Origin of the sequence: Lentzea aerocolonigenes, from assembly GCF_000974445.1 — a bacterium.
GTDB lineage: Bacteria > Actinomycetota > Actinomycetes > Mycobacteriales > Pseudonocardiaceae > Lentzea > Lentzea aerocolonigenes.
Genome location: NZ_BBOJ01000007.1, coordinates 202,615 through 218,966 on the forward strand (window position 1 = coordinate 202,615; position 16,352 = coordinate 218,966).

Sequence of the window (16,352 nt, forward strand, 5' to 3'; positions counted from 1 at the left end):
GAGCTCCTCGCGTTCGTGGGGAGTGCGGAGAAGGTCAGGACTGGCGCGGCGCGGGCCCCGTGCTGTCCCTGACGGTCAGCACGGGCGTGAGCAGGACCCGGTCGTCCGCCGGCCGGTCGCCGGCGTTGACCGCCGTGATCCTGCGCATGATCTGCTCGACGGCGACCCGGCCGAGCTCCTGCGCGGAACCGGTGACCGCGGTGAGCCTCGGCGCGAACTGCTCGGCGAGCTGGTCCTGGCACAACGCGATCACCGAGACGTCCTCGGGCACGGTCCGCCCGCTGGTGCGCAGCAGGGTCAGCAGCGGTCCGATCGCGCCTTCGTTCTGCACCACGAAACCGGTGGTGCCGGGGCGGTCGGCGAGGATGCGGGCGAGCGTTCCGGCGGTGCTCTCGTAGGTGCCCTCGCACGACCGGTGCAGGAACCGCAGACCGCGCTGTTCGGCACGGCCGCGGAACCCGGTGAGCGTGCGCTCGGCGTAGCCCGCGTGGCGGTGGTAGACCCCGGAGCCGTAGCCGATGAACGCGACCTCGCGGTGGCCGAGGTCGGCCAGGTGGTCGGCGCACAACGCGCCGGCCGTCGCGAAGTCGTGGTCCACACAGGACAGTCCACGCGCGTCGTCGGCCAGGCCGATCAACGCCGCCTGCGTGCCGAGTGACCGCAGCACCGGGATGCGTTCGTCGTCCAGCTCGACGTCCATCATGATCAGGCCGTCGGCCAGGCCGCTGCCCGCGATCCGGCGCACCCCGTCCGGGCCCTCGTCGTTGGTGATCAGCAGGACGTCGTAGCCGTGCTGACGGGCCGCCATCGTCACCGAGATGGCGATCTCCATCATCACCGGGACGTAGACGTCGGTGCGCAGCGGCACCATCAGCGCGACGATGTGCGATCGCCGCGCGGCCAGGGCGCGGGCACCGGCGTTGGGGTGGTATCCGAGCTCCCGCACGGAGCTCTGCACCCGCTGCCGGGTCTCCTCGGAGATCGCGCGCTTGCCGCTCAGCACGTAGCTCACCGTGCTGGACGACACGCCCGCGTGCCTGGCCACGTCGGCAATGGTCACCATGAAAGTTCAGCCCTTGATAGCACCGGTCAGGACGCCCGTGCGGAAGTGCTTCTGCACGAACGGGTAAACGATGAGCAGCGGAACCAGCGTCAGCACCACGACCGCCATCTGCAGTGACAGCGGCGCGGTCTGGGCGAACTGGGAACCGAACCCGGCGTTGACCGAGCCCGGCATTCCGTTGCCGCGGTTGACGTAAGTCAGCAACACGTACTGCAACGGCCACTTCTCGCTGTCCGTCGGCATGTACAACATGACGTTGAAGAACGAGTTCCAGTAGCCGACGCCGTAGAACAGCGCCATCACCGCCGTGACGGCACGGGAGGTGGGCAACACGATGGACCACAGGATCCGCCAGTCCCCCGCGCCGTCGATCCGTGCCGCCTCGATCAGGTCCAGCGACGTGCTCGAGTAGAACGCGCGCAGGATCAGGATGTTGAACACGGACACCGCACTCGGCAGGATCAGCGCCCACCACTGCCCGTAGCCGCCGAGTCCGGTGACGACCAGGAACGTGGGGATCAGGCCGCCGTTGACGAACATGGTGATGATCAGCAACGTCAGGATGAAGCGGTGCCCGAGCGACCGCGACCTCGACAGGCCGTAGGCGCACATGACGGAGACGACCATCGACACGATCGTGCCGACCGCGGTGATGCCGAGACTCACCAGCAGCGCGGTGCGCACCGTCGAGTCCGCGAGCATCACCTTGTAGGCCTCGAGCGTCAGTCCGTCCGGCCAGATCACGAGGCCGCCCGCCCTGTTGACCGCCGCCTGGGTGGACAGGCTGGTCACCACGATGATCCACAGCGGCACCAGCATGATCAGCAGCACGCCGCCGAGGGTGATGCCCTTGGCGGCCTCACCGCCCAGCGTCGGTGGTTCCTCCCAGGCCGGGCGTTCGGTCCGCCGCCTGCGGCGAACCTCCTGGGGCGCGGAGGGTTTCGGGCCGGTGCCCGTGTCGGTGCGTTCGATCGCCAGAGTCATTTCCGGTACAACCCGTCTTCGCCGAAGGCGTGCGCCAGCTTGTTCGCACCCCAGATGAGCAGCAACGAGATGACGCTCTTGAACAGCCCCGCCGCCGCGCCGTAGCTGTAGTCGTTGGTGGCGATGCCGTAGTAGAACGAGAAGGTGTCCAGCACTTCGGCCGCGTCGTGGCCGACCGCCACCCGCTGGATCAGGAACTGCTCGAACCCGACGGTCAGCGCGTTGCCCAGGCGCAGCACCAGCAGCAGCACGATGACCGAACGCAGACCGGGCAGCGTGATGTGCCACAACCGCCGCCACCGACCGGCTCCGTCGGCCGCCGCCGCCTCGTAGAGATCGGTGTTGATCGCGGCGAGCGCCGCCAGGAACACGATGATCCCCCAGCCGGCCTCCTTCCAGATCACCTGGGAGGTGACCAGGAGCGCGAAGCTGTCCGGGTCGGTCATGATGTCCCACGTGCCGATGTCGTTGTTGCGCAGGAAGTGGTTCACCGCGCCGGCACCGCCGAGCATCTGCTGGAAGATCGTGATCGCCAGCACCCACGAGAAGAAGTGCGGCAGGTAGACCACGGACTGGATGAAGTTGCGGATCCGCAGGGACAGCACGGAGTTCAGCAGCAGCGCCAGCGCGATCGGGACCGGGAAGAACAGGATCAGCTGGACGAAGCTGAGGTACAGCGTGTTGCGCACCGCTCCCCAGAACAGCGGGTCGCCCATCAGCCGCTCGAACTGGTAGAAGCCCGCCCACGGGCTGTTCAGGACCCCGGCCAGCGGGTCGTACTCCTGGAAGGCGGTGACGAGCCCGAACAACGGCACGTAGTTGAAGGCCACCAGCAGGAGGACGGCGGGCACCGTCATCAGGATCAGCGACCGGTCGCGCCGCAACCTGATCCGCCAGTTCAGCCTCGCAGGCCGTTCCGCGCGGCCTGATCGGAGCGTGGTCACTGTCCCGTGCCGAACTTCTGCAGGACGTTGTCGTTCATCCACTGGATCAGCCGGTCACCACCACCACTGGACTTCCAGGTCGTGGCCGCGTCCTTGAGGTCCTGGATCGACTTCTTGCCGTGGATGACGTCCTTCAGGGTGTCCTCGACGGGCTGCGCGGCGTCGGCCGTGGCCTGCGCCTGCGGCATGCTGATGTTCATGCCCCAGAAGACCGGCTTGGAGAGGGCCTTCACGTTGGCGGCCTGCCAGGCGGTCATGTCCTTGGTGACGTTCGGCGCGGACTGGTTGCTGATGACCGCGGAAGGGGCGGCGAGGAACGGGTAGGTCTGGGCCTGGACCTCCTTCTGGCCCGCCTCCGTGGGCTTCGGCGCCCCGTTCTCCACGGTGAAGTGAGTGCCCTCGACCCCGAAGTTGACCATCGTGTACTCGGCGGACCCGAACGGCGCGGCCAGGTAGTTCGCGACGGCCAGCAGCTCCTCGATCTGCTCCTTCTTCAGGTTGGCGTTGAAGTAGCTGATGATGTCGGTGGCCGAACCCACGTCGACGCGGGGCGCGCTCTTGCCGTCCGCGGCGAAGAAGTTGAAGGCGCCGCGGCGGTAGTTCGGGTTGGCGGCCTGGCCGGACTGGTGGTCGGCGAGGTTCCACGCGCCGGTCCCGCCACCTCCGATGAGCGCCTTGCCGGCGTAGAACCGGGTGTTGCCGCCGGCGTTGTCGCCTGCCAGCGCGTCGGGGTGGATGTACCCGGCGACCGCGAGCTTGCGGTGCCAGTCCGCCGCGTCCAGGAACTCCTGCGTCTCGAACAGGTGGACGAGCTTCCCGTTGTCCACCTTCCACTTCAGCGGTGCGCCGAACGCCGTGTAGAAGTACCGGTACACGTCGTCGAACGCCCAGACGCCCGCCTTCGCGTCGGTGAGCTCCTTGCCGAGGTTCATCAGGTCGTCGGCCGACTTCACCTGGTCGGCCGTGATGCCCTTGGCCTCCAGCACGTCCCGCCGGTAGAAGATGCAGCCGGCGATCTTGTACCCGGTGGAGAACGCCGGGATCCCGTACAGCTTGTCGCCCCAGGCACCGGCCCGCCACGCGGCGGTGGGGATGGCCGCGAGGTTCGGGTACTTCTTGATGTTGTCACCGGACAGGTACGGCGTCAGGTCCGCGAGCTGGTTCCCGACGAGGCCGCCGGTGTTGAAGTTGGAGTTCCACCAGGCCGGCAGGTCGATCCAGTCGGGGAGCTTCTTCGCCGCGGTCATCGTCGGAATGATCGTGTTGTAGTTGTTGCCGTCGGCGGGCTTCATCTCGAGCTGGACGCCCAGCGCCTTGTTCATGGCCTGGTAGAAGGCGTTGTCGGCGGGCGGGATGGTTCCCCACAGGGGCGTGACCGCGGAGTACTTGCCGCCCTTGCCCGGCACTCCGGAGACCGTGGCGACCCGGTTGGCCGGGTAGCTCAGGAAGCCGGGATCCGTCATGACGTCGGGGCCGCCCGCCACGGAGGCGATGTCCGGCTTGATCGACGTGTTCGGCACGTAGGCCGGCAGCACGGCGTTGAGGCCTGACCCCGAGTTCACGCCGGCCCGTGACGGACCTCCTCCGCCACAGGCCGACAGCAGCGGTCCCATCGCGACAAGACCCGCGGCCGAGATCGTGGCGCTCAGAAAGTTCCTGCGGTTCAACTCCATGCCCATGGCGGAACCGATCCTTCGTCGTCGAAGTGTCGAAGCGCTTAAACAGATGATGGGCAGGTTAGTGACGCAGCTCCCACTTAACAAGACCGTTGACAGCGGAAACCCAAGCGTGCCACCGTCGAAACGCTTCACCGCTAGCTCCGACCTGAGGGGTTACCAAGTGGTTTCCGAGTCCGTGTTCGCCGCCGAGACCCTGCCGTTCCGCGACCCCGCGCTGTCGACGCGCAAGCGCATCGACGATCTGCTCGGGCGGCTGACGCTCGACGAGCGGATCGCGATGCTGCACCAGTACTCACCGGCCGTGCCGCGGCTGGGCGTCGCCGCGTTCCGCACGGGCAGCGAGGCACTGCACGGCGTCGCCTGGCTCGGTGTCGCCACCGTGTTCCCGCAGGCGGTCGGGCTGGGCGCGACCTGGGACGAGGACCTGGTGCACCGCGTCGCCGAGGCCACGTCGGTCGAGCTCAGGGCGTTCCACTACCACCGCCCGACGGCGATCGGCACGGGCCGGAACAGCCTCCAGGCGTGGGCGCCGGTGCTGAACCTGCTGCGCGACCCGAGGTGGGGCCGCAACGAGGAGGGCTACTCCGAGGACCCGCTGCACACCGCGCGCCTCGGCATCGCGTTCTGCCGCGGGATGACGGGCGACCACCACCGGTTCCTGCGCACGGCGACCGTGCTGAAGCACTACCTGGCCTACAACAACGAGGACGACCGCTGCGTCACGTCCTCGGGTGTGCGCCCGCGCGTGCTGCAGGAGTACGACCTCGCGGCCTTCCGCCCCGTGATCGCCTCCGGTGCCGCGACCGGGGCCATGGCCGCGTACAACCTGGTCAACGGCCGTCCGTGCCACGTCACCCCGCTCATCGAGACGGAGCTGCGGCGCTGGGCGGAGCCGACCGGGCACGAGCTGTTCGTGGTCAGCGACGCCGAGGCACCGTCCAACCTGGTCGACCCCGAGCACTACTTCGACGACCACGCGGAGTCGCACGCCGCCGCGCTGAAGGCCGGCATCGACAGCTTCACCGACCACGGCGAGGACAGCGGCACCCCGATCGGCAGGCTGCGCGAGGCGCTCGACCGCGGCCTGATCGACTCCGCTGACGTGGACCGCGCGGTGCGGCGGCAACTGGAGATCCGCTTCCGCCTCGGCGAGTTCGACCCCGATCTCGACCCCTACGCCTCGATCGGTCCCGAGGTCATCGACTCCCCCGGACACCGCGCCCTCGCGCTGGAGGCCGCGACCGAGTCGATCGTGTTGCTGCGCAACGAAGGCCTCCTGCCGCTGCAAGGCGCCCCGCGGATCGCCGTGATCGGTCCGCTCGCGGACACGTTGTGCGAGGACTGGTACAGCGGCACGCTGCCGTACCAGGTGACGGTCGCGGGCGGGCTCCAGGCGGTGCTCGGTGACCGCGGCGGCGCGGTGGTCGTGGCCGACGGCGCCGACCGGGTCGCGCTGCGCTCGCGCACGAGCGGCGAACTGCTCGGCAAGACCGCGTTCGACGTCGTCGACTGGGGCGACGGCGTGCTGACGTTCAAGTCGGTGGAGAACGGCCGCTACCTGAGCCTCAAGCGCGAGGACGGCTCGCTCGCCGCGGACCAGGAGCAGATCAAGAGCTGGGACGTCTGCGAGACGTTCCGCCTGGTGCCGGTGGACGACTCGGTGTTGTTCCAGAACGTGTTCACGGGCCGGTACGCCGTCGTCGACCCCGTCGACGGCCGGGTCAGCCTCACCGCGGAGACGCCGGAAGCCGCCGAACGGTGGGAGCACGAGCTCCTGCGCGACGGCACCGCCGAGGCGCTCGCGGCCGCCGTGTCCGCCGACGTGGCCGTGGTCGTCCTCGGCAACCACCCGCTCATCCACGGCCGCGAGACCGAGGACCGCAGGAGCATCGCGCTGCCCGCCTCCCAGGACTCGCTGCTGCGCGCGGTCGCGGGCGTCCGCGAGGACACCGCGCTGGTGGTGATGAGCAGCTACCCCTACGCCCTGGACTGGGCGGACGAGCACCTGCCCGCCGTGGTGTGGACGTCCCACGGCGGGCAGGAGACAGGCCGGGCGCTGGCGGCGGTCCTGCTGGGCGAGGCCGAACCGTCCGGGCGGCTGCCGCAGACGTGGTACCGCGGCGACGACGAGCTCCCGCACCCCCTCGACTACGACATCATCAAGGCGGGCTGGACCTACCAGTACCACCGCACCGCGCCGCTGTACCCGTTCGGCCACGGCCTGTCCTACACGTCGTTCGCCCACCGCGATCTGATCTTGTCGTCGGACACGATCACTCAGCACAGCTCCGTCGACGTCTCGGTGACGGTGACCAACACCGGTTCGCGGGCCGGCAGCGAGGTCGTCCAGCTCTACGTCCGCGCCCTCGGCGCCCGCTACGAGGCCCCGCGGCTGCGGCTGGCCGACTTCCGCAAGGTCAGGCTCGACGCGGGTGAGAGCCGCGTGCTGACGTTCCGGCTGCCGGCCGACCAGCTGGCCCACTGGGACGTGGCGACCGGCGGCTTCACCGTCGATCCCGGCGCCCACGAGGTCCTGGTGGCCCGTTCCGCCGACGACGTGGTGCTCACGGCGCCGCTGACCGCGGTGGGCCCGCCTCCCGCTCCTCGCGCAGCTGTCGACCACCGCGTGCTCGCGGCCGACTTCGACGACTACGAGGGCGCGACCCTGGTCGACGCGACCCTGACTTCCGGAGACGCCGTCACCGCGGCGGGTTCGCCGGCGACGCTGTGGTTCCGGTCCGTCGACCTGTCCGGTGCCGTCCGGGTCGAGGCGGAAGTGGCCTGGGACAACGGTGATCCGGCCGAACGGCTGGAGTTCTGGGCGGGCGAGGAGCTGCTGGCGTCGCTCCCGGTGCCGGTGACCGGCGGCCGCTACACGTGGGCGACCGCGGCGGCCTCCCTCGAGGTGCCGGCGGAGGGGGTGCACGACCTGAAGGTGGTGCTGCACGGCACGTTCCGGCTGGAGGCTTTCCGGTTCTCCGCGGCCGGGTGAGACCGGTGGCCCGCCGAACCGGCGGTGGCGGGCCACCACCTTTCCCCTCTGCCAGAGTCGCTGGGCAGAGGCGGGGTGGCTCCGTCCCTGGAGGGCCCACCCCTTCTGCCTGGGCCACCGGGCAGAGCCGGGGTGGCGCGTCCACCCCTTCTGCCAGGCCACTGGCGGAAACCGGGTGGCCCGTCCCTGGCGGGAGGCGGGCCACCCACTTCATCTCCTCTGCCGGGGCACAGCCGGCAGAGGCCGGTGGCCCGCCGAACCGGCGGTGGCGGGCCACCACCCTTCCTCTCCACGTCACCGGGAGAGGGCCGGGCGGCCCGTCCCTGGCGGGCGACGGGCCGCCCCCAGGCGTCTGCGAGTACCACCGACCTTCGAGTTCGTGGTACTCGCAGACGTCCACACCACCTTCGAAGGAGCCTCGATGCCGTTGACCGACCTCAGCCTCGACGAGCTCGTCCAGTACCGCCCGGACCTGCCCGGCCCGCAGGACTTCGACGCGTTCTGGGACCGCACCCTCGCCGAGGCCCGCGCCGCCGGTGGCGCGGTCAAGGCCGACCGGGTCACCGACCACCTGCTGCGCACGGTCGACGTCGACGACGTCCGCTTCCCCGGTTGGAACGGCGAACCGGTGGCCGCCTGGCTGCTGCGGCCGCGCGGCGTCGAGGGACCGCTGCCCGTCGTCGTCTCGTTCATCGGCTACAGCGGTGGCCGCGGCCTGCCGACCGACCACCTGCTCTGGCCGTCCGCCGGGTACGCCCAGCTCGTGGTCGACAGCCGGGGCCAGGGCCACGACACCCCGGACCGCGACCCGGGAGGCCCGCAGTGGGTCAAGGGTTTCCTGACCAGGGGCATCGACTCGCCGGAGAACTACTACTACCGGCGGCTCATGACCGACTGCGTGCGCGCCGTCGACGCGGTGGCCGAGCTGCCGGGGCTGGACCGGGAACGGGTGATCGCCGCCGGCGGCAGCCAGGGCGGCGGGCTGGCGCTCGCGGTGGCAGGGCTGACCCGCGTCGCGGCCGTGATGCCGGACGTGCCGTTCCTGTGCCATTACCGGCGGGCCGCGGACGTGTGCGGCGAAGGGCCGTACCAGGAGCTGGCCGAGTACCTGCGCTGGCACAGCAGGCATCTCGTGGAACCGGCCTTCGCCACCCTCTCCTACTTCGACGGCGTCCACTTCGCGCAACGGGCGACGGCGCCGGCGTTGTTCAGCGTCGGGCTGATGGACCCGATCTGCCCACCGTCCACTGTGTACGCCGCGTTCAACCGGTACGCGGGCGACGACCGGACCATGACCGTGTGGCCGTTCGCCGACCACGGCGGTGGGTACGGCTCGAACCCGGTCGCGCAACTGGAGTGGTTGCGCGACCGCGGTCTGGGCGTCAGCTAGCGGAGCCGATGAACTCGCGCACCGACGACCGCGGATCACCCGACCGCACCAGCGCCTCCCCCACGAGCACGACGTCCGCGCCCCACCCGTGGTACTCCGCGACGTCCTCGGGCCCCGTCACCCCGGACTCCGCGACCCGGACCGAACCCTCGGGCAGGTGAGGGGCCAGCTTCTGGAAGACCGCGCGGTCGACCTCCAACGTCGTCAGGTCGCGCGCGTTCACCCCGATGACCTCGGCGCCGATCGAGGCCGCCCGCGCCAGCTCGTCCTCCGTGTGCACCTCGACCAGCGGGGTGAGGCCGAGCTCGCGGGCCAGGCCGTGCAGCTCCTCCAGCTGGCCGCCGGGCAGCGAGACCACCATGAGCAACGCGAGGTCCGCGCCCCACGCCCGCGCCTCCCAGAGCTGGTACGGCGTGACGATGAAGTCCTTGCGCAGCACGGGAACGCCGACGCGCGCCCGGACGGCGGCGAGGTCGTCGAGGGAGCCGCCGAACCGGCGCTGCTCGGTGAGCACGCTGATCGCCGCCGCGCCGCCCGCCGCGTAGTCCGCGGCCAGCGCCGCCGGGTCCGCGATGGTGGCGAGCTCGCCCTTGCTGGGGCTCTTGCGCTTCACCTCGGCGATGATCGACACACCGGGCGCGCGGAACGCCGGCAGCGGGTCGAGGGCGGGCGGTGCGTCCGCGGCGCGTGCCTTCACCTCGGCGAGCGGGAGCTCGCTCTGCCGCCCCGCCAGATCCTCGCGCACACCTGCCAGGATCCCGTCCAGCACCGTCACGATCATGCCCTTTCGTCGGCGAACACCTGCTCCCAGCTTGCCGTACGGGCAGCCGGGAGCAGGTGTCGCCTCTCCGGCCTCAGCCGAACGAGACGGAGTAGCTGTTGGTGTTGAAGTTGAGGCCACCGCTCGACGAGGTGATCTCGTAGCCGAACTGCACCGCGCCGACCGTCACGTCGCCGAACCAGCCGCGGCCGCGGATCCAGTCCATCACCGCCTTGACGTCGACCTGGCCGGCCCCGGTGTTGGAGGTGCGCACGAACGAGAACACCTGGTTCGCGCCGTTCGAGCCGCGGTAGACGTTCCAGCTGTGCCCGCCCACCGAGACCGACGCCTGCCAGGACCCGATCGGGCCGACGGCGCCGACCTTGTTCATCCACAGCATGATCTCGTAGGCGTTGTTGTCGGCCCAGATGTCGTACGCGGTCGTGTAGGCGCCGGCGTTCGGGTACGAGACGTTGAAGCTGCTCGACAGGCTTCCGAGTGAGCTCAGCCTCCGGTTCACCATCCTCTCCGAATGCGGGTACGCCTTGATCCCGCCGGTGTTGGGATGGTTCGCCCAAACGCCCCAGTTGCTGTAGGAGTTCGCCCAGATCGTCTGGGGGCCGTAGCCGCTTCCCCAGATGTTGTTGCGCACCGTGTAGCCGCCGTTCGACCAGGTTCCCCACCTGTCGGAGGAGCTCCAGGTAGCCGCCTGCGCGGTGCCCGCAGCCACGGAAACCGTCAGCACGGCCGCCATCGCGACAATCAGCGCACGCATCAGTTTGTTCATCGAACTTCCCTTCCGCACCTCATTGAACGGAATTCGCGCCGCCACAGGATTCGAAGCGGTTCGCTCGATTTAAAGTAACATCGAAATCATCGAACACAACCGCACGAAACTATTCGACTGCATTCGTCGCAAAATTATTCTGGATCCCGTTCTTCGCACCCGTACGACTCAGCAGCTTCGGCGGCAGCAACGTGAGCGACGGCGGCTCGTGGCCCGCCAGCTTGGCCATCAGCAGCTCGACCGCGTGCCGCCCGAGCACCTCGGCCGGCAGCTGGACCGACGTCACCCGCAGCCGCTCGGCGAGCTCGTCCGGGCAGATCGCCACGACGGCGACGTCCTCCGGCACCCGCCGCCCCTCGGCGCGCAGGCACTCCACGACCCAACCGAGCACCGCCTCGTTGTGCACGACCAGCGCGGTCATTCTCGGCAGCTCCCGCAGCAACGTGCTGACGACGGCGCGCACCGAGCCGTGGCGCTGCTCGGCGGGCAGAGCGGTAGACGTGACGCCGCGCCGCATGGCCGCGGCGCTGAAGCCGGTGAGGGTCCGCTGCGCGAAACCCGTGTTGCGCGTGTAGACAACGCTTGGGGCGCCGAGGAATCCGATGCTGCGGTGACCGAGCCCGGCGAGGTGGTCGACGCACCGCGCACCCGCCGCCTCGAAGTCGAGATCGACGCAGGTGAGGCCCTTGACCGTCGCCGGATGCCCCAGCAGGACGGCGGGCTTGCCGAGCTCGCGCAGCACCGGCACCCGGTCGTCGTCCATGCCCACGTCCATGACCAGGAACCCGTCGACGCCCGCCACCCGGCGCAGTCCCGCGGCACCCTGGTCGGCGGTCACCAGCAGCACGTCCATGTCGTGCGCACGGGCGGCGGTGGCCACCGCCGTCACGAACCGCATGACCACCGGCAGGTGCACGCCCTCCCTCAACGGCAGGGCCAGCGCCAGCACGTTCGCACGGCCGGAGACGGGCTCTCTCGCGCCCACGTGCGGCCGGTAGCCGAGCTGCTGAATGCTTTCCTTCACCCGCACGCGGGTCCCGGCCGAAACCGGGCGTCTGCCGCTCAGCACGTAAGAAACCGTGCTGGGAGCTACCCCCGCGTGTTTCGCGACGTCCACGATGGTGACCACGCCGACACCTCCGGCCAGGACGAATCGAAGCGCTTCGAACGTAATTCGGAATGTGACACAGCCGAAACTCGCGCGTCAAGCAAATGACCCGTGTTCGACGATTTCGACGGAAACGGCGTCGATGTTCAACGGCCCGTTCGACTCCCCGGACCCTCCCGCAGCCCCCGCACGCCACCTACGATGATCGCCACCAGTCGAGACGACGAGAAGGGCGGGCATGATCACAATCAAGGAGGTCGCCCGCCACGCCGGCGTGTCGATGAGCACGGTGTCCTACGTGCTCAGCGGGAAGCGGAGCATCTCGGAGGAGACCAAGCGCCGCGTCGAGCAGAGCATCGCCGCGCTCGGCTACCACCCGAACGCCGGTGCGCGGGCGCTCGCCTCGAACCGTTCGCAGGTGCTCGGCCTGGTCGTCCCGTTGCACTCCGACCAGAACCTGCCCGTCATCATGCAGTTCGTCTCGTCGATCGTGGCCTCGGCCCGCGACTACGACTACGACGTGCTGGTCCTCACCAAGGAGGCGGGGCCCGGCGAGGCGCACCGGGTCACCGCGCGGTCGATGGCGGACGCGATCATCGTGATGGACGTCGAGAGCGCGGATCCGCGCATTCCTGAGCTCCGTTCCATCGACGCGCCGGTCGTGCTGCTCGGCATGCCCGACGACCACGAGGGCCTCAGCTGCGTCGACCTCGACTTCGAGACCGCCGGCAGGCAGATGGCCGGGCACCTCGCGGAGCGCGGCCACCGGTCGATCGCGCTGATCGGCTCCCCGCCCGCCGTGTACGAACGCGGCACCAGCTACGCCGCGAGACTGCTGCACGGTTTCCAGAGCGAGACCACCAAGCGGAGCATGCCGGCCTCGGTGCACTCGTGCGCGCCCGGCTACGACTCCGTCTCGGCCTGCCTGGACGCCGTGCTGCACCCCGACCGCGGCATCACCGGCCTGGTCGTGCACAACGAGGCGGTCCTCGGCACGCTGCTGCTCGAACTGCGGCGCCGGTCGCTCGACGTGCCCGCCGACCTGTCGGTGATCACGCTGTGCCCCGACGACGTCGCGGCGACCCTGCCCGTGCCGCTCACGTCCATCGCCGTTCCCGCGCAGGAGCTCGGAGCGATCGCCGTCGAGATGGTGATGACCAGGCTCACCCAGGAGCAGGCACCGGAGGTTCGCCTGCTTCAGCCGCGCCTCACCGACCGCGGCAGCACCTCCGCCCGCTGAAAACGATTTCTCCTTCGCGTTCGACATTATTCGACTCGAATGCGGTCGAACGCGGCTACATCCCATTTACGTGAAAGTCCTTCCCCACCGAACCCCTGCGTCGTAGCCTGCCCAGACGAAGATCCACCGTTCGGCCGAACCCGATTTGGTTCGATCGCCGACACCGCCGCGCCGCAGAGGAACAATGAGACGACTGCTGGGTGCCCTCACCACAAGACCCACCGGCTGGCTGTTGGCAGTCGCCGTTCTGCTCCTCGGCGCGGCCGGGGCGTGCGGAGGGGACGGTGAACAGGCGGCCCCGGCGCCCACGACGACGACACCGTACGTCCCGCAGATCATCGAACCGCCGGACAAGACGGGGTTGACCGTGCGGCAGGTCGTCGACGTGCGCACGGTGCAGTTGTCCGACGGCGAGGAGGTGCGGGTCAAGGGACTGGCCGCACCCGACACGTGCTGGGCCGACGCGGCCGCCACGTTCGCGAGGTCGATGCTGCTGGAGAAGCCGGTCGAGACCACACCGGACGGCGAGGCGCTGGTGTCGCTGCGGCTCGCCGACGGCACCGACTACGGCCTGCTCGCCGTCGAGCTCGGCATGGTGCGCAACGAGGCGGCGGACGACCGCGCCATGAGCGAGGCCGAGAAGACCGCGTCGACCAAGAAGCTCGGCCGGTGGGGGCCACCCTGCACCGGTCAGACGTCCGCCGCACCGGCGCCGGCTCCCGGTCCGACCACCACCACGACCACGACGGTCGCGGCCAAGCCCGTCAGCGGATGTTCCGTCGCCTACGTCATCACGGACAGGTGGCCCGGCGGTTTCCGCACCGACGTGACGATCCGCAACACCGGCAACGCCCCGCTCAGCGGCTGGACGTTGCAGTGGAAGTTCGCGAACGGCCAGACGGTGTCGGAGATGTGGAACGCCACGTCGAAGCAGTCGGGTCCGGACGTCTCGGCGACCGCGATGAACTACAACCAGACGATCGGCGCCGGAGAGTCCGTGCTGATGGGGTTCACCGGCTCCAGCGGCAACACCAACGCCGCGCCGGGTGCCTTCAGCCTGAACGGTTTTTCCTGCAAGCTCGGCTGATCACACGGGCACCTCGGCCAGCCCGCCGTCGAGCACCTGGCGGACGCCCGGCCGCACCTCGACGTCCGCACGCCGGTCGCGGTACCGCACCGCGACCGTGCGCCGCGCCGGGCAACCGTGCAGCGCCACCGCCGTCAGCTCACCTTCGCACCAGGTCAGGTCGACCGTGAGCCCGCCACGAGCACGCAGCCCGAGCACCGTGCCACGCCGCCACGCGGGCGGCAGCGCGGGCAGCAGCCACAGTTCGCCGACGTGGCTCTGCAGCAGCATTTCGGCGATCGCGGCCGTGATGCCGAAGTTGCCGTCGATCTGGAACGGCGGGTGGGCGCAGAACAGGTTCCGGTAGACACCGCCACCACCCTTCGCGGTGACATCGGTGAGGAACAGGTCCAGCAGTTCCCCTGCCCGCTGCCCCTCGCCCAACCGCGCCCACAACGCCGTCTTCCAGGCCAGGGACCACCCGGTGCCCGCGTCGCCTCGCTCCAGCAACGCCTTCCCGGCCGCCGACGCGAGCTCGGGTGAGCGTTGCGGATCGATCCGCCGGCCGGGGTGCAGACCGACGAGGTGCGACACGTGCCGGTGACCCGGCTCGGCGTCCGGCAGTTCGTCCGCCCACTCGAGCAGCTGACCGCGGCTGCCGATCGGAGGAGAAGGCAGCCGTGGCAACAGGTTCCGCGCCTTCCTCACCACGTCGTCCTCGATGCCGAGGACTTCGGCGGCCGCCACCAGCCGGTCGAAGAGCTCCCACGTCAGCGTCAGGTCCATTGTGGACCCAATACCGACGGCGACCGGTTCGCCGCCGGCGAGGTAGTGGTTCTCCGGCGAGGTCGACGGCGCCGTCGTCAACGCGCCCTCGTGCTCGACGAGCCAGGCGGCACAGAACTCGGCGGCTCCGCGCAGCACCGGCCAGGCCCGCTCGCGCAACCACTCCACGTCGCCGCCGAACTCGAAGTGCTCCCACAGGTGCAGGCTGAGCCACGCCGCCGCCATCGGCCAGTTCGCCCACGCGGGATCGCCCGTGCCCGCACCGACCGGCGTGGCGAGGCACCACGGATCGCTGTTGTGGTGGGCCACCCAGCCGGGCGCCCCGTACAGGCTCCGCGCGACGTGCTCGCCCTGTGCCGCGAGCTGTTCGACGAACTCGAGCAGCGGCTCGTGGCACTCGGGCAGACCGGTCGTCTCGGCGGGCCAGTAGTTCATCTGCAGGTTGATGTTGAGCGTGTAGTTGCCGCGCCACGGCGGGTCGACGTGCGGGTTCCAGATGCCCTGCAGGTTCGCCGGCAGCGTGCCCGGCCGTGAGCTCGTGATCAGCAGGTACCGTCCGAAGTGGAACGACAGCGCCGCCAGCGCCGGGTCACGGGCCGCGATCCGTTCGTCGAGGGGCTCCTCGGGCGCGGGTCCGAGGTCGAGGTGGACGCGGTCGAACAGTTCCCGGTGCGCGGCAACGGACTCCTCCCGGAACCGGTGCCAGCCGAACTCGCGCGCCTGCTCGACGCGGGTGGTGGCGAGCCGGGCGCACTCGGCGGGATCGCGTTCCGGCTCGGCGCTGGGACCGCGGTAGCCCGCCTCGGTCGCCACGTAGACCGTGACCACGTCCGGACCTTCGCGGTCGATCGTGGTCGCCACGGCGTACGCCATCCCGGTCGCGCCGGACAGCCCGGCGACCTCGCCGGCGGTGAACCCGTTGCCGCCCAAGGCGTTGCTGAGCCGCACCGCCACGTCGGCAGCCCCGCGCACCCGCCAGGCCAGCACGTGCAGGCCGGCGTGGCAGACCGCCTCCCGCAGCACGTCGGCCTCGCCCGCGCGGTAGGTCACCGAGTACACGCCGGTGCGCAGGTCGAGCGCGCGCCGGTACCCCGTCCGGGCACCACTCGTGCGGACGTCCAGCCGCAGGTCCGCGAGCGGCAGGTAGCGCGCGGTGTCCGGGCCCTGGACCGTTTTCAGCAGTGCCTCGGCCCCCACCGGATCTCCCGCCAGAGCGAGCTGCCGCGCTCGCGCCACCACGGCCGGGTCGCCGTCCGCGGGTGGCAGGGGCTCCCCCGACCACAGCCGGTCGTCGTTGAGCTGCACCAGCTCGGTGTCCACACCGCCGAACGCCATCGCGCCGAGCCTGCCGGTGCCGAGCGGCAGCGCCTCCTCCCACACCGACGCGGGCTCGCGGAACCACAGGACGTCGTCAGCGCTCATGCTGTTTTCCACATCCAAATCGAAGCGATTCGACGCAACCGAGAGGAAAGCTCGCACAAGGCCTCGGCACAGTCAAGGCACGTCGGCGCGGACAAGCCGGAATCCACGGGTTTCGACCCGTTCGCCGTCGA

General features: G+C 70.1%; 12 protein-coding genes. 4 read left to right on the top strand and 8 right to left on the bottom strand.

The features are described 5' to 3' along the window. Positions 1-34: 34 nt before the first annotated feature. The 4 genes from AOM45_RS15535 to AOM45_RS15550 are packed head-to-tail and all read right to left on the bottom strand — an operon-like array spanning position 35 to position 4,670. Positions 35-1,063 (bottom strand): LacI family DNA-binding transcriptional regulator, encoded by a 1,029-nt coding sequence (locus AOM45_RS15535; RefSeq protein WP_030473648.1) that lies wholly within the window; start codon positions 1,061-1,063, stop codon positions 35-37. Between the two features lie 6 nt (positions 1,064-1,069). Then, positions 1,070-2,047 carry a carbohydrate ABC transporter permease gene (locus AOM45_RS15540; RefSeq protein ID WP_030473647.1) on the bottom strand — a complete coding sequence of 326 codons (978 nt, stop codon included), beginning with the start codon at positions 2,045-2,047 and terminating at the stop codon, positions 1,070-1,072. Next, a complete protein-coding gene (locus tag AOM45_RS15545; RefSeq protein WP_236703626.1) occupies positions 2,044-2,991 on the bottom strand; it encodes an ABC transporter permease in 948 nt (315 codons plus the stop codon). The genes AOM45_RS15540 and AOM45_RS15545 overlap by 4 nt, the downstream gene beginning before the upstream one ends. Then, positions 2,988-4,670 carry a type 2 periplasmic-binding domain-containing protein gene (locus AOM45_RS15550; protein WP_051784763.1) on the bottom strand — a complete coding sequence of 561 codons (1,683 nt, stop codon included), beginning with the start codon at positions 4,668-4,670 and terminating at the stop codon, positions 2,988-2,990. Before AOM45_RS15550 ends, AOM45_RS15545 begins: the two co-directional genes overlap by 4 nt. A 160-nt stretch (positions 4,671-4,830) precedes the next feature. Here AOM45_RS15550 and AOM45_RS15555 point away from each other — a divergent pair, with 160 nt between their 5' ends. Together AOM45_RS15555 and AOM45_RS15560 are read left to right on the top strand one after the other, a co-directional pair. Then, positions 4,831-7,662: a glycoside hydrolase family 3 protein gene (locus AOM45_RS15555; protein WP_030473644.1), complete on the top strand. Its 2,832-nt coding sequence runs from the start codon at positions 4,831-4,833 to the stop codon at positions 7,660-7,662. A 421-nt stretch (positions 7,663-8,083) separates the two neighbouring features. Then, positions 8,084-9,052 (top strand): acetylxylan esterase, encoded by a 969-nt coding sequence (locus AOM45_RS15560; protein ID WP_030473643.1) that lies wholly within the window; start codon positions 8,084-8,086, stop codon positions 9,050-9,052. On the opposite strand, the gene trpC is transcribed toward AOM45_RS15560, so the two are convergent. The 3 genes from trpC to AOM45_RS15575 all read right to left on the bottom strand — a co-directional run bounded on the left by trpC (position 9,045) and on the right by AOM45_RS15575 (position 11,728). Then, positions 9,045-9,827, bottom strand: coding sequence for an indole-3-glycerol phosphate synthase TrpC (gene trpC / locus AOM45_RS15565; protein WP_156094446.1), 783 nt, complete (start codon positions 9,825-9,827; stop codon positions 9,045-9,047). The two genes, AOM45_RS15560 and trpC, sit on opposite strands and share 8 nt — an antisense overlap. Before the next feature lie 79 nt (positions 9,828-9,906). Next, positions 9,907-10,599 (bottom strand): glycoside hydrolase family 12 protein, encoded by a 693-nt coding sequence (locus AOM45_RS15570; RefSeq protein ID WP_030473641.1) that lies wholly within the window; start codon positions 10,597-10,599, stop codon positions 9,907-9,909. 109 nt (positions 10,600-10,708) lie between these two features. After that, complete coding sequence (locus tag AOM45_RS15575; protein WP_035913894.1) at positions 10,709-11,728, bottom strand: LacI family DNA-binding transcriptional regulator; 1,020 nt, start codon at positions 11,726-11,728, stop codon at positions 10,709-10,711. Positions 11,729-11,945: 217 nt separating this feature from the next. Between AOM45_RS15575 and AOM45_RS15580 the strand changes: the two genes are divergently transcribed. Together AOM45_RS15580 and AOM45_RS15585 are read left to right on the top strand one after the other, a co-directional pair. Further along, positions 11,946-12,947 carry a LacI family DNA-binding transcriptional regulator gene (locus tag AOM45_RS15580; RefSeq protein WP_030473639.1) on the top strand — a complete coding sequence of 334 codons (1,002 nt, stop codon included), beginning with the start codon at positions 11,946-11,948 and terminating at the stop codon, positions 12,945-12,947. Between the two features lie 184 nt (positions 12,948-13,131). Next, positions 13,132-14,034, top strand: a complete 903-nt coding sequence (locus AOM45_RS15585; protein ID WP_030473638.1) for a cellulose binding domain-containing protein — start codon at positions 13,132-13,134, stop codon at positions 14,032-14,034. On the opposite strand, the gene AOM45_RS15590 is transcribed toward AOM45_RS15585, so the two are convergent. Next, positions 14,035-16,221 (bottom strand): glycoside hydrolase family 95 protein, encoded by a 2,187-nt coding sequence (locus tag AOM45_RS15590; protein ID WP_035913893.1) that lies wholly within the window; start codon positions 16,219-16,221, stop codon positions 14,035-14,037. Between the last annotated feature and the right edge of the window lie 131 nt (positions 16,222-16,352).

Bases quoted from the DNA above. Each gene is read 5' to 3' on its own strand.
- AOM45_RS15550 (WP_051784763.1), bottom strand. From the start codon at position 4,670: ATGGGCATGGAGTTGAACCGCAGGAACTTTCTGAGCGCCACGATCTCG.
- AOM45_RS15580 (WP_030473639.1), top strand. From the start codon at position 11,946: ATGATCACAATCAAGGAGGTCGCCCGCCACGCCGGCGTGTCGATGAGC.
- AOM45_RS15570 (WP_030473641.1), bottom strand. From the start codon at position 10,599: ATGAACAAACTGATGCGTGCGCTGATTGTCGCGATGGCGGCCGTGCTG.
- AOM45_RS15540 (WP_030473647.1), bottom strand. From the start codon at position 2,047: ATGACTCTGGCGATCGAACGCACCGACACGGGCACCGGCCCGAAACCC.
- AOM45_RS15585 (WP_030473638.1), top strand. From the start codon at position 13,132: ATGAGACGACTGCTGGGTGCCCTCACCACAAGACCCACCGGCTGGCTG.
- AOM45_RS15535 (WP_030473648.1), bottom strand. From the start codon at position 1,063: ATGGTGACCATTGCCGACGTGGCCAGGCACGCGGGCGTGTCGTCCAGC.
- AOM45_RS15560 (WP_030473643.1), top strand. From the start codon at position 8,084: ATGCCGTTGACCGACCTCAGCCTCGACGAGCTCGTCCAGTACCGCCCG.
- AOM45_RS15590 (WP_035913893.1), bottom strand. From the start codon at position 16,221: ATGAGCGCTGACGACGTCCTGTGGTTCCGCGAGCCCGCGTCGGTGTGG.